The sequence below is a fragment of the Methylocystis sp. H4A genome (assembly GCF_015709545.1).
Classification (GTDB): domain Bacteria; phylum Pseudomonadota; class Alphaproteobacteria; order Rhizobiales; family Beijerinckiaceae; genus Methylocystis; species Methylocystis silviterrae.
Window position 1 is genome coordinate 1 of sequence record NZ_JADNQY010000008.1, and the last position, 16,990, is coordinate 16,990.

The window sequence follows — 16,990 nt, forward strand, 5'->3', positions numbered from 1 at the left end:
CTTGGCCCAATCTTCCGGCAGATAAAGCCGAAAGGCGATCGGCAGACTTGCGTGATCGTTGGCGACTGACAAAGATACGGCGACTTGACAATTGTCTTGTTTGCCGAGTTGCCCGCAATATTGTCGCGTCACGCCGACCGAATGAACGCCCTGCTTGGGGAACCCCGTGTCATCGATGATCCACGCTTTTATGGCTCCATGCTTCTCGATCATCGGAAGAACATGAGTGCGCACCTGCCTCAACATCGCTTCATCGGACCACTCGGCCTTCGCGACGAAATGGTGGAGCGATTGATGCGCGGCCTGGACACGATTGGGCTCGACACGCGCGGCAATCGGTTCGACGCTCTTGCGTTCGCCCGGAAGGATCAAGCCGGTGCAATAGGAACGAAACGGCGCGATACGATCCGCATGTCCCAAGATCGACGACATCGACTCAACGAACCGACCTTCACTCCCTGGATCCAAGCCATTTCGATCCACAGCCCCCTCCGAATCGAGCGTGAATCCTCAAAATATCCCATTCTGCCATCTTATGACACAGTAAAACTAGGTGGCTGGATATTGGCGGGCAACGCTTACGAAATGCGAACCGTCGTCGCCATGAGCCTGCGAACAGCGTTTTGGCTTAGTTTGAGCGCTGTTTCTGTAGTTCGGAGCCGTACCCTGGCGGTTCAATCAACGGACCAAGGGAATTCGCCGCCTGGCCATTCCATTTGTGATGCGGAAACAACTGCGCACCAAGCCAACGACAGGTGACTGTCGAATGAATAGTCCCATGGGAATATCCTTTGCTGGGGCGGTTCGATGGACGATCTGGCCTGTCGTAGCCGTTGGGATATCAGCGTGCGCTGCGCGGCCTGACGCGACCTCTTTGACTGTCGGCTACGAAATATCGGAGCCATATCGGAAGGTGACGGTCATTACGGCAACCGACCGTCAACGAGATCCCGCCGGCATTGGATACACTGCCAAGAGATCACCGCGATTGCAGTTCGAACGCTTCACACTTGCGATACCACCGGCGCACAAAGAACTTGGCAAGCTTAAACCAAAAATTCAGGCGAGTTCCACGCAAACATATCCCATCGCGGGACGAGAGGCGATTGTCGAAAAGGATATCAATATAACGGACGATACCCTTATCTAGGAGGCCAGCGGGGATGGGTGGATCATATTCTCAAGATTTGCGTGATCGGGTGATCGACGCGGTGGTTCGAGAAGGCATGAGCCGGCGCGCGGCGGAGGCGCGGTTTGGCGTCAGCGAGTCGGCGGCGATCAAATGGGTCGCGCGCTTTTTGCAAAGCGGCTCGCGCGCATCGGGCAAAATGGGCGGCCACAAGCGGGTGAAGCTGGCATCGCATCGCGCCTTTCTGGAGCGGCTTCGCGCTGAGAAACCCGACATAACGTTGCAAGCGCTGTGCGACCAGCCGCTCGACGAACATGGGCTCAAGGCCGACGCTTCGGTGATGAGCCGGTTCTTTCGCCGCATCGGCGTCACATTCAAAAAAAGACGCTCGTCGCGCGCGCCTGCTGTTCCTGCCCAAATACTCACCCGATCTCAATCCGATCGAGCAGGTCTTCGCCAAGCTCAAAACACTCCTACGAAAAGCCTGCGCGCGATCAATCGACGCCGTCAGCGACGCAATCGCAAAAATCCTGACGACCTTCACGCCAGATGAGTGCGCCAACTACCTCGTAAACGCAGGATATGTATATAGCTAAATGCAAAAACTTTAGGCGCTCAGCTGATGCTCCATGTCGGACGCTCATCTCAATGGAATTCTCGAACGCTACTGCGGTCTGCCACAGCCCGTTGAATGGACATGGCCCAACGATAACGAGTTGCGGCTAGTCGCCTAATCCCAGCTTTTTGCTGCTCTCCAGGTGTTTCGGCGCTTGGGCTTTTAAGACGCGCAGGGAGAAGCGCGGAGAAGCTTTCATGATCCGTTCATTCGCCGATGGCGCAGCCTTTCTCGGCTTCGTCACTTGTGCTGAGGAGATTGGCTTTCACAATTTCCTCGGTCTTGACCTTCGTGTCACGTTGCACTCAATTGGGGTCTGCGTCACTTTACGTGCTTTGGATTGCCGAAGCGGAACTCGGCGCCTCAATGGCGCATGACGAAGATGAAATTAGCCTTTGGGCCCGGAGTGGTTGTGCGCAGCGCTGTATTTCGGGAGAACCGGTGGTTCGTATCGGCGGATGGAGTCGGGGCGCGGTCGTGCCCCGGGTGCGGAGAAGCGTCAGCATCATGCCATAGTTGGCACCTCCGGCGCCTGCAAGACCTTCCAATCCAGGGCAGCCCCTGTCGTTCTCGAGTTGCGCCTGGGGCGGTGGCGATGCTTGAACGAGGGGTGCGCGAGAAAGACTTTCGTCGAAAGATTGACGACGGCGTTTCCCTTTGCGCGAAAAACGCAGCGCGTCAGCGACCTCGTGGGATTGTTCGGCCATGCCGCTGGCGGCAGGACAAGCGAGAAGTTGCTGGCGCGACTGGCGATGCCAGTCAGCGATAATGCGATTCTGCGGCAGCTCAAACGTCATTCATCCGAACGTCGCGACAGGGCGCCCCTGCGCGCCATCGCGATTGATGATTGGAGCTGGCGCAAAGGTTTTAATTACGGAACAATCGTTGTCGATCTTGAACGTCGGATCGTTGCAGACGTGCTGGAAACCCGCTCCGCCAAAGAGACCGCGGATTGGGTCAAGCAACTTCCTGAAATCGAAGTCGTCAGCCGCGACCGCTGCGGTCTTTACGCACAGGGCGTTCGGCTGGGAGCGCCGCAAGCGCGACAAGTCGCTGATCGATTCCATTTGCTGCAGAATTTGCGCGAAAGCATCGAGCGACACATGACCCGCGTCAGCCGCTTCGCCGGGCGTCCCCAACTCCCGCCGACCACCGGAGATTGTCACGCGGCGCGGCGTGGCGAGCGCGGCCGCGCGCGACAAGCTCTATTTGACCGGGTCAGTTTGCTGCGTGCCTCGGGCAAGACTTTTGTCGACATCGCTGCGCAGATCGGCGTCGACCACAGGACCGACGCGAAATGGGTCAAGACAGGTTTCCCGCTACACCGTCGCCGCTTGGCGTTGAAGCCGACTTCCCCGCTGTATTTCCAAGAGTTCCTTGCCCGCCGATGGGCCGAGGGCGATCGGGTAGGCCGACGTTTGTTTCACGACCTTCGACATCGAGGCTACACGGGAAGCTTCTCAAATCTGGAACGCCTTTTGTCGACATGGCACGCCACCGGCATCGAAAGGAGGCGGCCAGAACAGCAAATTAGAAAGTTCATTGAGAGCCGGGCCGTCGATCCAGCGACCGGCTGGCAAATCTCTCCGGTCATTGCCGCTTCTCTCTGCATGAAGCCGACGCGGCGACTCACGCCCGCCGAGAACGCTAAAGTCGTCGTTTTGAAACAGGCCTCCCCCAGCTTCGTGGTGATGCGCCAACTCGCGATGCGCTTTCGAAGCATTCTGCGCGGGGATGATCCGGACAAGCTCAATAAATGGCTTCATGACGCAAAGCATTCCGGTGTGCGTTCAATGCAGCAGTTTGCGCGAGCGTTGAGCCGAGATATCGAGGCCGTCAGGAACGCCATCGTCGAACATTGGAGCAGTGGCCAAGCCGAGGGGCAGATCAATCGCCTCAAGGCATTTAAGCGCGCCATGTACGGCCGCGCAGGCATTGAGCTGCTGCGAGCGCGAATGCTTCCATTCGAAACGGCCATGTGCACGTAAAGTGACGCAGACCCGATTTAACCAGCTTAACGAAATTCACGTTGGAAACGATAGTTCCAAGGCGCGCGAGTACGACTACGAATAGCTAAGCGAGAGCGCGTCGACGCGAAGCGGCGAAACCTTTGCACTGCTTGGCCCGAAGTCTCTCTAGCCGAACGCTGAACGCGCCGGAGAAGAGAAAGCGCCGCGGAAATGCGTTGCCGGGATAAAAAAGGAGACACGCTCATGAGGGTCACAAAAGCCATTCTTACTATCTTCGCGACCGCCGCCACGATCACTGCTGTCATTGCGGCTTTCGTCAAAATCTAAGTAACGAACGCCGTTGGCTCGCCAGCCTCGTTCGTCGTCGGACATGCGCAGCCAACTTCGGCAAAGCCGGCCGGATCAAACATCGCGAAGCCGTCGGCGCGGTCGGCGGTGAAATAGGCGCGAAAATCCTTGCGTTGCATTTGGTCCTGCCGACGCGCAAGTTGGAAAAGGCCAACCTACTCCGCGCCGGTTACCAAATCGCCCAAACGCTATCGGAAGCGAGGCGCGTCACGGACGCCGAGCCGACCACACTGTATTAATACGATAGGTCCAAGTATCTGACCGCCATTTTCTTCGCGAGTGGTCCTTGAGTGAAACGGCTTCCGCCACAATCCTGCGGCCTATCCACGATAGCTTCCCCCTGTTGCTGTCCTGGACCAGCGACGGCGGTCAAGTGGAGGCCATACCGAAGCCGCCGTCGCCCCATTTTTCTCCCTGCTACTGAACAGCGCCGGCGGCGCTTCGGCGAGCTTGAGCATTACATCGTTTATACATCACATTGTTCAGACCAATACATTCATATTCAATAGAGCCACAGCAGGTACCATTGGAATTACGTTCAGTGGTCCTTGTGACGCGCCGGCACTTTCACACAGTCTACGTCATCGACGACGGTGCCCCTGTAGCTGTCGCGATGAGGCGGCGGCGCGCGCGCAATTCCCGCCGCGCCGCCTCCCTATTCCGCCGGTCAACCGGCGGACAGGGCAATCTAAAGGGGAGGAAAGCAAAATGGCCTACAATGTTCACGGCGGCGCGGAAGTGGGAAAAATTCTGCTCTATATCGGCGGCTTCATCGCCTTTGTGATCGTCGCGCTGACCTGGGTTCCGGCGCTGATTTCGCCGGACAGCGCCAACATCACAGGCAATACCGGCAGCACGGCACGCATGATCCAGTGAGGGCCGGCCGACGCTTCGGGAGCCGTCTCTCCCGAAGCATCGGCTTTTCAACGTTGGGCTGTTGCTAACGGAAATCGTTTCCGGCATAAGGACGCCCTCAGCGGCGCTTGCCGCTACTGATGCGGGTGTAGCTCAGGGGTAGAGCACAACCTTGCCAATTTTTGCGTTCGAGGGTTCGAATCCCTTCGCCCGCTCCAGTTTCTTAAACCAAAAGCGGCTCTGCTTCACTCTCGGTGCAATTTAGAATCCTGCAGTGGTAGCATCCGCGCACGACGCAGTTAGATGCTCGCGCGTCCGCATAGAGCAGCGCCTTGCGCTCCAGATGATGGGGACGGACTTTGTCAGAGATTATGGCCGGCCTCCGTCGCTGATCCGGTCCGGCTTTCCTGAACATGCTCCAGGATCAACCGCGCCATCAGGTTGGTCAGTGCGGCCCGCGTCTCCACCGGCAATTCTTGCCACGTCGGCGCCGGCGCGCTCTGCCTTTCGTCTCCGAACAGGTCGATCTGCTGTGATTGTCTGGCTCGAGCGCCTGCACGTACTCTTCGGCTGTCCCTGGCGCCGATTGACAGCGTCGTTGGCGTCGATGCTGACATGGGCCTCTCTCCGATTCCGTTCGTGAGAGGTTCTGATGCGCCCGAAAGCGGAGCATTCGATGATGTCGCCCGAAGCTTAAACACCTCCCGAAACAGGTCGGCCAGCGCCGAGAGCGCCGTCATGTCGATAAATGGTGCGTCAGCCAGGGCCTGATCCGCCCAGGCGGCTCGCTCGAACACCCAGGCCGGAACCTTCAGCCAGCGATCCGCCTCAGATCCGCTCTTCGTGCAACGGAAAACGACGCCGTCAGACTTCTCGATCGCTTCATGAACGGCGACCTGAGCTCAAACCAAGGATGCCACGGATACAAAAGCTTCCGAAGCGCGGTCCCGCGGGCGTTCTCAAACCTTGTTCTATAACGAGGAACGCCCGCACGGGGCGATCGGGAACAAATTCCCGATCACGTTGCAACTGCGCGATGGTGGCCCAGCCCGTCATCGTGAATAAAGCCCGAAAGCTCTAACTTCGGGCGATCCAATGTTGGGGAGCAGAGCAAGTCAGGGGTCACTTTCGCCGGGGCGCCTTACGAGCTACCGTCTACACCCTCTCTTATCCGCAACGATGCACGCGCCATCCCTCTGTCGGAGCGGCTCAATGTTATCTGGAGTTTTGGGGGCAGCCGCACTTTTCATCGCAAGCCTTTTTGTCGGCAGCAACTTGTACAGGATCTACGCTGTAGCGCATCTTGCTGCTGATGAACTCGTCGTCGCACTTCCTCGCGCATAACGCCTGGTTGTCTTCTTCGCGAACGTCGCAGCTGACATTCGTCAGCAAGCCTTGAATGCGTATGCCGCGAATGCCTTCAAACGCAATAGACGGACCGATCAGTCCAGCGAACGAGGCAACTGCGATTATAATGGCACCAGTCTTCATTTTATCGTTCCCTCACAAGATTCTCGGGGGAGCTTAGTCCGCTTTTCTTGGAAGCGCTGTCCCAGCCAACTAAGCCATGCTTGTCGGGGCAGGCCAGAGAAAGCTAATTGGTAACGTCGCGGCGGACAGGTGAAACCGCCAACTTTGAATAATTGAAGGGTCCAATGCTGCGACCGTGAAGAATTTAGCTTGAACGATTCCTCGATCCCATCAGGATTTACATGGAAGCGAATCGCAGAAATCGTGCAGTCATATCAACCCATCAACTACAGCGCCTGAAGACTCCAGCAACGCCAAGGACGGCTTTGAGTAGCAGGTGCTGCCATGTTGAATCGTGGCTTTCTCCCTTGCGTGTGTCTTGACAGACTCGAGCGTGTTAATGCTAGCGATGTCTGGGCCAGTTGAAACCGCCAGCTTTGAAAAACGGAGGGGTCCAATGTTGCGACCCTGGGAATTCAGCCTGAGCGAAGACATCGAGCCACGACGCGACACGCCGATCTATCTGCAAGTCGTTCACGCTCTTATTCGGGACATTCGACGCGGACGGCTGCTTCCGGGATCGATCCTTCCGAGCACGCGCACGCTGGCCGATGCGCTTGGCGTCAATCGTAAGACGATCGTGCTCGCTTATGACGACCTTGTCGCGCAAGGTTGGCTCGCCACGAACGGAACGCGAGGCACCTTTGTTTCCGATCGGCTTCCGGAACCCGTCTCATTGATCCCAACTGACGGCCACGGCGCCAACCCGCCGCCGCGGCCAGACTACCTGTTCCGCGCCGCGCCTGAACCAATGATCATTTTTCAAGAGAAGCCAAACGTCACATTCGATGATGGCGTGCCGGATTATCGGCTACTGCGAACGAGCGCCCTGACCTATGCTTACCGGACGGCTCTACAGCGTGCGACGCGCGTCGGTGGCTTGAGCTATGGTGATCCGATGGGCTCCATGGATCTGCGTCAATTGATCGCGGAGATGCTTTCGACGCATCGTGGAGTCATCGGGACGCCGGAAAACATCTGTATCACGCGCGGAAGCCAAATGGCCATCTTCCTCGCGAGTAGAATCCTATTGGCGCCAGGCGACACCGTGTTGGTCGAGGGCTTGAGTTATGCGCCGGCCCGCGACGCATTTGTCGCTGCGGGCGCCGACGTCATTGGCGTGAGACTGGATAGCGAAGGGGTCGACGTCGAGGAGGTCGAGCGATATTGCCGGCAACGGCGAGTGCGAGCCGTTTACGTCACGCCGCATCATCAATTTCCGACGACTGTGTCACTCAAGGCCGACCGTCGATCGCGTCTGCTCGATCTGGCCGGCCGGTTCGGGTTCGCGGTTCTGGAAGACGATTACGATCACGAATTCCATTATGATAGCCAGCCCTTACTCCCCATGGCGAGTTACTCCCCACACCGGTCGATCTATATCGGGTCGACGTCCAAGCTTCTCGTTCCCGGACTTCGCGTCGGTTATGTCGCGGCGCCAAAGGAAGTCATCAAATCCATGGCCAACGAGGCGGCGATCGTCGACAGACAGGGCAACACGTTGACAGAGCTCGCCGTTGCCGAATTGATCAAGTCGGGAGAATTGCGTCGCCATGCTCGTAAGGCGCTCCAAATTTATCTGAAGAGGCGCGACGCGTTCGCGGCTTCGCTCCAAAATGCGCTTGGCGATTTGATCGAATTCAGCGCACCAAGTGGTGGCTTGGCGTTCTGGGTGAAGTTCCCTGATCCATCGACGCTCGACGCCATCGAGGAGAATGCGGCGTCTCAAGGCTTACGCTTTCTTCCTTCCAGATCGTTCGAAACTCCGCCCTATCAAGGCAGAGGCTTACGCCTCGGATTTGGCAGTCTCGAACAAAGCGAAGCCGAGGAAGCTATCTGGCGCCTGTATCGGGCGGCGGAAATGGGCGTCAAGCGTGTTTCGTCGATGAGACGTTGATCGTGATTGCGTCGTCGGCGCCTCGAGCGATCATGGATCGCGTCGTCAGCCGCCGTTCGTTTCCTTCTCCGAAGAGCGGACGTTTCAAACGCTCCGTAGATGGATGGCTTTTGCGCGGATGTGTTGTTAGACTGTGTCGTTGAATGTTCGCGACGCCGAGGCGGCCGGCTGCGTCTGGAGCCATGACGGACAGATAATGCAACGATCCAATTCAGAGTGGCTGACGGCGCTGCGGGAGGAAGGCAGAGGCCAACAGTCGGCGCTTGCGGACCTTCGAGCGAGACTGCTCGCGGCGATTCGGGCCTATTTGGCGAAAAGCTACGCGACGCGAGAATCATTGCGCTCAGATGAAGCGCAGCACCTTGCTGAAGATTGCACACAAGAGGCCATTCTCATTATCCAAGCAAAACTTGGAGACTTTCGTGGCGAAAGCCGGTTTATGACTTGGGCTTATTCGATCGCCATCAGGGTCGTGCTTGGGGAATTGCGTCGTCGCCGCTGGCGAGAAACTACCATCGAACGTGCGCAACTTGGTCAAGTTCTGCCGGTTTGGCCGATCGAAGAGCCTGGACCAGAACGCAGTCTTCAGCAGCGCGAAGCGTGGGCTCTACTAATGCGGCTCATCGACACCAGGCTCACGCCTTTGCAGCGAACAGTGGTCGTCGCCCATGCTTTTCAAGGAATGCCGCTGGACGAGGTCGCAGAATGGCTCGGCTCCAACCGAAACAGCCTCTATAAGCTCATCCACGACGCGCGTAAGCGGCTCAAGCAGGCTTTGCTCGAAGAAGGCGTCACGCACAAGGATCTTATTGCCGTGTTTGACGAGCCGGGATCCGGATCCCATCTTCTATCGGAGGGTAAGACATTCTCCGTTCAGCGCATCTCATAATTGGGTGTGCCGGAAACCGACATGAAACAAAAAGACATTACCCGCCTCATCGACACCGTCTTCGCCGCGAAGAGCGGAGAGGAGATGCTGTGCACGCAATATTTTGATGAACTTCCACGTTACGTGGACATCGAGATTTCCGGCCAGGACGCCGGGGCCATGCTGCCTGAGGTCAAGCACCATATGCATCAGTGTCCCGAGTGCGAAGAGGTTTATCTGGCCCTTCGCAGACTCGTGGGCGGAGAAAAATCTTCACCTCCGAGGTAAGACCCCGACGTCCCATCGCATCTAAGTCGTATCGGATCGAACCGGCTGGCGCGCGATCGCAGTGATCGCGGTCTTGTCGTGCGCTTCTCGGTCCGAAAGGAGTATGATGCGATGATAAAATTCCGCGGGCGGTTCGGGTTTTCACTCTCGTTCGCGCTATTGCTCATATGGCCGGGCACTTTTACGGCGGCGAGCGCAGCCTCTGCTGGCGACCAGCATTTGATCACGCTCAAGGCAAGCGCAATGCCGTCAGGTCAGCTGGCCTATGAAATGGTCAGTCACAAGGTCAAGTCACCCGCAGGAAAAGAAAGCGACCTTACCGAGCGATATGCGAGTGGCGCCACCATCCCTGGACCCACGCTCGTCATGAAAGAGGGGGACGTCGCCGAAGTGACCCTTCAACATGGCATTGCTGATGCGCAGCTGCCAGTCAGCATTCATGTCCACGGCGTGCACTACAAGATCGACAGCGATGGCACGATGAAGCTCTTGAATGGCGTCGCCGACGAAGCCGCGTTCCCTGGCAAGCCTTACACATACAAATGGACAGCCGCGCCCGGAACGGCGGGCACTTGGGCCTATCACGATCATACCTTCGGCAATCCGATGCTCGGGGCCGAGGACAAGGGGCTGTTCGGAACGCTCATCATCAACCCAGCAAGCGGCAAGGTCCCCGCCCTCATCGATGGCAAAGTCGTTGACGTCGATCTCGCGGAGATCAAACGAGAGTTCATCCTCTGGATGCACGAAACAACCTTCTGGGGTCAGGAGCTCAATCACATTGTCGAAGGCGGAAAGGAAATTCCGTTGTGGACCAATCCGACCGTTGGCGCGCGCATGGGCGAAAAGGTGCGCTTCCACGTCATCGGCATTGGCACCGCGTTCCATACTTTCCACCTCCATGCGCATCGCTGGATCGAGCCCGGAACAACCGCAGGCGTCGACACCGTCAACATCGGCCCAATCAGCCGCACCTCCTTCGTCGTTAAAGCGGGCGAAGGCGTAGGTCCTGGCGATTGGCACTACCACTGTCACGTCATCCAACACATGCAGTCCGGAATGATGGGCGATTTCCGCGTCATCGAATAATCAATAACGAAAATGGGAGTTAAGGGCATGAACCGCGCAACGATCATGAACTGCGTATCCTTTCTGACGCTGGCCGTGGCGACGACCTCGCTGGCCGCGCCGCTGGCGGCGCAGGCGAAAGACGCCGTGAATTCTGACGACGTCATCATCAGCCGCCCCGGCGTCCTACCGTCGGCCGTGCTGGAGATGACCGACGAGCCCGGCAAATGGTTTAAGGACCCCAAGAGCGGCGGCTCGCTCGTTGTGGTGAAGCCTGGCGAGGCGGTGCTCATCAAGATGACGGACACCAATACGGATCACACCATCACCAGTCTCGCCTGGCAGCCGGGCGCCGACAAATTCCCGGTCGATCAGGAGAAGCCGTCGAACGCCAGCATCACCCATACCTTCGACAAACCGGGGCTCTATGTTTTCACCTGCAAGGTCCATCCCTACATGTTCGGCGCCGTCGTCGTCGACGATCCGAAGACGGAAGGGCTGGACATCGGCGGCGAATTGCAACTCGTGACCGGCGCCAAAGTTCCGACGACAAGCGACATCGCCAAGAAGCTGCTCCGCACCTTCTTCGTCGCCACGACGCCGGCGCTATGGCGCGACTATCGGCAGCCGAAGTGGGAGGTGAAGCTTCCCGATCTCGGACTCAATCTCGGGGGCGCACAGATCAATCTGAGCGCGCTCAGCCTCTCGGCGCCGAACACACTGCTGACGCCCAAGACGCCCGGCGTCGGCGAGGTCTGGGTCAACACGCAGTTTGAAGGCGTGAGCGGCAAGACGAAGTTCGGAACGGCGACGCAAATCGACGCAACGAATTGGACGCTCAAGAAAAAAGTCAAGGGCGTCGAGCAGAATATGAACAACCCCCACAATATGTGGCCCGATCCGACATATAAATACATTTATCAGACGGAATGGTTCGACAAACGGCTGACCACCTTTGACCGCGAGAGCGGCAAAGTTCTTAACACGCAGGTCGTTGGACAAAATCCGTCTCATGTGATGACGAGCCCGATAACCGGCATGCTCTATGTGGCCATCAATGGCGAGGACCGCGTGGCGAAACTGTCGCCCGGCGAATTCCCTTCGGCGATGGGCAATATCAATGTCGGCCCGCATTCCGGCCCGCATGGGCATCACCTTACCGATGACGGCAAATATATGATGACGCCGAACGCGCTGGCGGGAAGCGTCACCGTCGTCGATCTCGCGACTGAGAAAGCGACGGAAATTCCAACCGGCGGCGTTATCCCCATCGCGATCTGGAGTGACATGAACCATAAGGCTTATGCGGCGAATCTGCTCGGCACGCCGCCTGCCATGCTCTCCTCGTTGACGGTCATCGACATCGACAACAAGAAGAAGGTCAAGGACATTGACCTCGCCGCCGATTACGATCCGATTAGTGGCGCGCACAAGGGTGAGGCTTATGGCCTGCTTCCGATCCAGACCCCGGTGAGCCCGGACGGCAAATATGTCGTCACGGCGAACACGCTGAGCGCCACGGTCACGATCGTCGACGTGAAGACCGACAAGGTGGTGAAGAGCCTGCCCTGCGAAGCAGGCTGTCACGGTGTCAACTTCGGGCACAAGAAGGGTGGCGGCTATTACGCCTATGTGGCGAGCAAGTTCGCCAATGATTTGATCGTCATCGACATGGATAAGCTCGAAGTCGTAGGCCGCATTCTGCTCGCGGATTCGAAGGACGGTCAGATCACCGCGCATAACGGCATGGGCGGACAGGGCGTGCTGCCATTGCCGATTGTTGAGCGCGGCATGCTGGCGCCCACGCTCAAACTCGCGGGAACGGGCAAGTTGAGCGCCGAGGTCGAGGGGTGGCTCAAGCTTCTGACCAAGGAGCAACGCGGCAACTGAACCATAACTATTCAGCGTGGACGGAGAGCCCTGAAAGGGTCTCTCCGTCGGATAAAGGAACAGTGTCAGCGGCAAAAGACGCCGCCCTTCGTCGCAGGCTAGGAGGAGTGCCGAATGGTCGAGCTTCCAATCAAGAAGACAGTTCACGCCGCTCCACCGCGTACGGAACGATTCTATGACCTTACGGGTGGATCAGGCTGTCGAAGGGGCTTGGCGGACCACTTTGGAGACATGGGAATTGCGAAACCGACCCAGGCCGACGCCGAAGCAGCCGTCCGGGTTCTCATCGAATGGGCGGGCGACGATCCAAGCCGCGAAGGCCTGATTGATACGCCTGGACGCGTGGCGCGATCATACCGCGAGCTGTTCGCCGGCTATGCCGTCGATCCCCGCGAGTATCTGAAGCGTACTTTCGAGGAAGTGGGTGGTTACGACGAACTGGTGGTATTGAAGGACATCCGTGTGGTCAGTTTTTGCGAACATCACATGCTGCCGGTGATCGGTCGCGCGCATGTCGGTTACCTGCCAGCAAACCGGGTCGTGGGCATCTCAAAGCTGGCGCGAGTGGTGCACGGATTCGCCCGTCGGTTACAAATTCAGGAGAAGCTCACCGCCGATATCGCCGAAGCCATTCAGAATATTCTCGAGCCTCAGGGTGTCGGCGTGGTGATCGAGGCCGAGCACAGCTGCATGACGTTGCGCGGCGTGAACACGCTCGGATCGACGCTGACCACCAGTCGCCTACTCGGCGTGATCCGCGACGACCCCCGCACGCGCGAGGAGTTCCTTGGCCTGGTGCGTGGGACGTAGAACTTGGACCAGCGGCGCGACGAAATCAGCGTTCGGAGCGGAACTCGAAGATGGCGAGGTTCTTTGCGTTCTCCCGCATGTAATTTGCCCCAGAGCCGAGGGACCGGCTCTAAAAGTGACGACCATTGTAACGCTCGCGCCGAATTGACTGCGAGGTATGCTCCGATAGTCATCAAGAAAGTGTTCAAGACCGTCCTGTAAGCATGAACGCCTAACTCACCAGGGCTTCACGGCCCTTTTCTCTCAACCAGCCGGTACACTTTTGCGCCGCCATCTGGCACATTTTGTCGAGTGACCAATGTCTGTTTCTTCCGCGTGCGCGTCCGCACGCTTGCGGAGTCGCGGCGATGCTGCGGGATCGCGCTGTCGCGACGCTCGGCTCATCGCTCGCCGGCAGTCTCGAAGAATTCAGGCCGAGTCGTCGATCGCGTCCCTGAGGAATCGATCGCGCGAGAGTCGATCGAGGGCTTTCGTCACATCGCTGCCGCTGAGCACTGTCGAGCGGCGCGGTGGCGTCGCTCGCCGCGAATTTCTGGGGCGGCATGTTGACAGGTGATGCTTCACGGGGCGCCGCACCATGAAATCTATTTACGGGTCGCCTCTGAGAGGCTGGCGTTTCGTCCTTTTCAATGCGGCGCTCGCGCTCGGCAATATCGTCGTCCTCTCGAATGTTCCCGGCTATACGGTCCTCGTCCCCTATGCGGCTGGCGACCTGGCCGGCGTGACGCCCAGTTTCGGAACCTGGGCGACGACGGACCATATGATCGGCCTGGCGCTCGGCCTGCCTGTCGCGCGCTGGTTCACCGGCCGCTTCGGCGACTATCGCGTCTATGTCGCGACTTTCGCTTTCTATGCCTGTGCTTCCTTCGTTTGCGCGACCAGCGAAACTCTATGGACGTTCCTACCGGCACGTATTGCGCTCGGCTTCGCGGGCGGTGTAATTTTGCCGGTCGGACAGTCTCTCGCTCTCAAAGAGTATCCTGAGCGGCTGCGCATGGCCGGCGTTGGCCTTTGGGGCGTTTTGAGCATGACGCCCTTTACGGTCGGCGTGTTCATGGGCGGATGGTATGCGGAATATTTCGGCTGGCGGGCGCTGTTCTATTCCAACATCGCGGCAGCGTTGCCGGTTGCGGGGATTGTGGGGTCCTTGCTCTATGGCCGCGGCTTCAGGCGCGTCATTACCCGTTTTGACGGCGTTGGTTTCTTCCTGCTCGCCGGCGTTCTATTCGGAACGCAGACTATTCTCAATCAGGGCAACGATTTTGACTGGTTCGCGTCGCCGCTGCTGACGACGTCGCTCATCGTCGTCAGCAGCGCCCTGCCGATATTCCTCATATGGGAGTTCGGCGAGCGCCATCCCGTGATCGACATACGGCTGTTCGCATATCGTAATTATGCAATAGCGACCGTCTGCTCGATAGCCGGTTTTCTCGTTGTTCAGGGGATATTATCAATCTTCATGGGGCAACTGCAGACTCTCCTCGGCTATTCCTCGTCGCTCGTGGGCTTGATCTATCTGACAATGCTAATTGTCGCCGCGCCGCTTGTCGCCGTCATGCACGAGCTTAATCGTAAGATCGACACACGTTTTGTCGCTTGTCTGAATTTCCTCTGTTTCGCCGTGACTCTGACTTGGCTGGGACTCTTCGACAAACCGGCTTCTTTCGAGAGCGTCTCCGTTCCGATGCTGTTCTTCGGTTTCTCCCTCGCCACATTTTTTGCGCCTCTCGCGGCACTTGCGATGCACGGACTATCCGGCTCCAAGCTTGTCCGGGCGGCAGAAGAGCTCGCGATGCTCCGTACTGCCGCAGGCGCCATCGGCATATCATCGCTGGCCGTCGTTCAATTTCGGCGTTCGCCGTTCCATCAGCTGGATCTCGCCGATCATTTTGGCGGGCGGCGCTTTCCTTCGCTCGATCTCGTCCCGCAGCTCGTCGAGCAGTTGCAAATTGCCGGCTTTTCTTCTGCCGCTGCGACGAAGAAGCTCAGCATGTTGATCCGCGAGGAGGCCGCGTTGCTTGCGATGAACGACGCCTTTCTGCTGGGCGCCGTCGTGTTCGTCGTGCTGGCCGCGTTCGTCTGGCTCGCCCATCCGACGCCGGTGATTCCTCTGCGTCGGAAAGAGAAGCTGCGTCAACTGCGCGCCGAAGAGTTGATGGAGCAGCCATGACGCGGCGAAGCGCCTGCATCGCTCTCGGTCTTCTCTCGCTCCTCCTCGCCGGCTGCGCTCTCACCATGCAGGAAGACCGGGCGCAATTCCTCGACGCGCCGGCCATGGAGCGCACGCTGGCCAATTCCGGCCTGAAGTCCGCCGTTGGCGAGAATGCGTGGCCGCGCGAGGAGTGGTGGCGCGCCTTTCGCAGCGCCGAGCTCGACCGCATCGTCGATAAGGCGCTGCGCGACAATCAAAATTTGCGAAAGGCCGAGGGCACGCTCCGAGCCGCGGACGCCGTCGTCCAGATTGCCGGCGCAAGGCTTTTGCCGGAGGTTCAAGCGACTTTCGGCATGCGGCAGTCCCGCAACCCGCTGCATGGCGTCGTGGCCTCCTACAATCCGGCGCAGGGCGGCCTGCAAAAGACCATGGCCTTCATCAATCCGCTCGCGCTGACCTGGGAGCTCGATTTCTGGGGCAAGAACCGGGCGCTGCTCGACGCTGCGATCGGCGAAGCGGCGGCTCAGGAAGGCGAATTGGAGCAGGCGCGGCTGCTGCTGACAAGCGGCGCCGCGCGGGCCTATCTGCGCGGCTATGCGACGGCGCGACAGCTCGAAGTCGCGAGCGCGCTGACGAGGCTGCGCCGCGAATTGGTGGCGCTCGCGGAAACGCGATACCAGACCGGCCTCGACACTTTGGACGGCGCGCAAATCGCGCGGGCCAATCTCGAACTCGCCATAAGGCGCGAAGCCGCCGCGAGAGCGCTTCTCACCCTGCAGCAAGACGCTCTGGCGCGTTTGATGGGCGAAGGTCCGGACGCGGGGCGCGATCTCTTTGCCGGCAGAAGAGCGCCCTCGCCGGCGCAACCCGCGCTGCCCCGCAATCTGCCGATCGAAATGCTCATCCATCGTCCCGATCTCGCCGCCGCGCTGCAGCGCGCGGAAGCGGCCGCGCAACGCATCCATGTCGCGAAGACGATGTTCCTTCCCTCGATCGATCTCGCGATCACGGGGGGCTTCGAAGGATCGGTCACCACAACCAAGATCAGCAAGCTCGCCGGCTATCTGTTCACGCCTTCCGCGATCGGCTATGCCGTCGCCCCAGGCGTGCGCCTGCCTATTTTCCAGGGCGGCCGCCTGACTGGAAATCTGGAAGTGCAGCGCGCCGAATATGATCAGGCTGTCGACGCCTATAATGAAACGCTGCTGCAATCGGCGCAGCAAGTCGCCGATTCGATCGCCAATCTCAAACGCGCGCGCGCCGAATATGAGGCGCAGAGCCGTTTCCTGCGCGCAATGCGCGCCCAACTCGATCTCGCGCGCGTGCGCCTGCGCGACGGGATGAAAGATCGCCGGGAGATCATCGCCGAACAAGCCGATCTTCTTGAATCGGCCTTCGCGCAGCGCGCGATCGAAGGCGATAGGCTCGTTGCGGCGGTCGATCTTTATCAGGCGCTCGGCGGCGGCTACGCCGACGGCCCGCATCCAGCCGAGCCAAAGCCGGCGCCGGAGGCCGATCCGATCACCCCGACGGTCGAAGCGATCCAGTCGCTCGGCGGCGGTTGAGACC

General features: G+C 59.0%; 13 protein-coding genes, 1 tRNA gene and 2 pseudogenes. 12 read left to right on the forward strand and 4 right to left on the reverse strand.

Going from position 1 to position 16,990, the window contains the following annotated elements:
- The coding region (locus tag IYW40_RS00480) for an IS701 family transposase (RefSeq protein ID WP_196399001.1) at positions 1–432 on the reverse strand (432 nt) is incomplete at its 3' end.
- A 731-nt stretch (positions 433–1,163) separates the two neighbouring features.
- Here IYW40_RS00480 and IYW40_RS00485 point away from each other — a divergent pair.
- Both IYW40_RS00485 and IYW40_RS00490 read left to right on the forward strand, forming a co-directional pair.
- Positions 1,164–1,725: pseudogene (locus IYW40_RS00485) on the forward strand (transposase).
- A 393-nt stretch (positions 1,726–2,118) separates the two neighbouring features.
- Positions 2,119–3,733: pseudogene (locus IYW40_RS00490) on the forward strand (ISL3 family transposase).
- A 305-nt stretch (positions 3,734–4,038) separates the two neighbouring features.
- Here the strand turns inward: IYW40_RS00490 and IYW40_RS00495 are convergent.
- Positions 4,039–4,182: a hypothetical protein gene (locus tag IYW40_RS00495; protein WP_175095663.1), complete on the reverse strand. Its 144-nt coding sequence runs from the start codon at positions 4,180–4,182 to the stop codon at positions 4,039–4,041.
- Between the two features lie 589 nt (positions 4,183–4,771).
- Here IYW40_RS00495 and IYW40_RS00500 point away from each other — a divergent pair.
- Both IYW40_RS00500 and IYW40_RS00505 read left to right on the forward strand, forming a co-directional pair.
- Positions 4,772–4,939, forward strand: a complete 168-nt coding sequence (locus IYW40_RS00500; protein WP_175095662.1) for a hypothetical protein — start codon at positions 4,772–4,774, stop codon at positions 4,937–4,939.
- A gap of 121 nt (positions 4,940–5,060) precedes the next feature.
- Positions 5,061–5,136, forward strand: a tRNA-OTHER gene (locus tag IYW40_RS00505).
- Between the two features lie 144 nt (positions 5,137–5,280).
- Here the strand turns inward: IYW40_RS00505 and IYW40_RS00510 are convergent.
- Both IYW40_RS00510 and IYW40_RS00515 read right to left on the reverse strand, forming a co-directional pair.
- Entirely contained in the window at positions 5,281–5,715 is a 435-nt protein-coding gene (locus IYW40_RS00510) for a hypothetical protein (RefSeq protein ID WP_175095639.1), read from the reverse strand.
- A gap of 418 nt (positions 5,716–6,133) precedes the next feature.
- The gene (locus tag IYW40_RS00515) at positions 6,134–6,409 is read right to left on the reverse strand and encodes a hypothetical protein (RefSeq protein WP_175095661.1); all 276 of its coding nucleotides are present in this window, start codon (positions 6,407–6,409) and stop codon (positions 6,134–6,136) included.
- Between the two features lie 436 nt (positions 6,410–6,845).
- Between IYW40_RS00515 and IYW40_RS00520 the strand changes: the two genes are divergently transcribed.
- From IYW40_RS00520 to IYW40_RS00555, 8 genes are all read left to right on the forward strand, one after another.
- Positions 6,846–8,345 carry a PLP-dependent aminotransferase family protein gene (locus tag IYW40_RS00520; protein ID WP_175095660.1) on the forward strand — a complete coding sequence of 500 codons (1,500 nt, stop codon included), beginning with the start codon at positions 6,846–6,848 and terminating at the stop codon, positions 8,343–8,345.
- A gap of 229 nt (positions 8,346–8,574) precedes the next feature.
- The gene (locus IYW40_RS00525) at positions 8,575–9,234 is read left to right on the forward strand and encodes a sigma-70 family RNA polymerase sigma factor (RefSeq protein WP_269750347.1); all 660 of its coding nucleotides are present in this window, start codon (positions 8,575–8,577) and stop codon (positions 9,232–9,234) included.
- A 21-nt stretch (positions 9,235–9,255) separates the two neighbouring features.
- Positions 9,256–9,501, forward strand: a complete 246-nt coding sequence (locus tag IYW40_RS00530) for a hypothetical protein (RefSeq protein ID WP_196399002.1) — start codon at positions 9,256–9,258, stop codon at positions 9,499–9,501.
- 243 nt (positions 9,502–9,744) lie between these two features.
- A complete protein-coding gene (locus IYW40_RS00535) occupies positions 9,745–10,590 on the forward strand; it encodes a multicopper oxidase domain-containing protein (RefSeq protein ID WP_210327150.1) in 846 nt (281 codons plus the stop codon).
- Between the two features lie 27 nt (positions 10,591–10,617).
- Complete coding sequence (locus tag IYW40_RS00540; protein WP_232366178.1) at positions 10,618–12,459, forward strand: hypothetical protein; 1,842 nt, start codon at positions 10,618–10,620, stop codon at positions 12,457–12,459.
- 237 nt (positions 12,460–12,696) lie between these two features.
- Positions 12,697–13,269 (forward strand): GTP cyclohydrolase I FolE, encoded by a 573-nt coding sequence (gene folE, locus IYW40_RS00545; protein ID WP_332310783.1) that lies wholly within the window; start codon positions 12,697–12,699, stop codon positions 13,267–13,269.
- 577 nt (positions 13,270–13,846) lie between these two features.
- The gene (locus IYW40_RS00550) at positions 13,847–15,439 is read left to right on the forward strand and encodes an MFS transporter (protein ID WP_175095656.1); all 1,593 of its coding nucleotides are present in this window, start codon (positions 13,847–13,849) and stop codon (positions 15,437–15,439) included.
- On the forward strand, positions 15,436–16,986 hold the full coding sequence (locus tag IYW40_RS00555; RefSeq protein ID WP_175095655.1) for an efflux transporter outer membrane subunit: 1,551 nt from the start codon (positions 15,436–15,438) through the stop codon (positions 16,984–16,986). Before IYW40_RS00550 ends, IYW40_RS00555 begins: the two co-directional genes overlap by 4 nt.
- Positions 16,987–16,990: the final 4 nt, after the last annotated feature.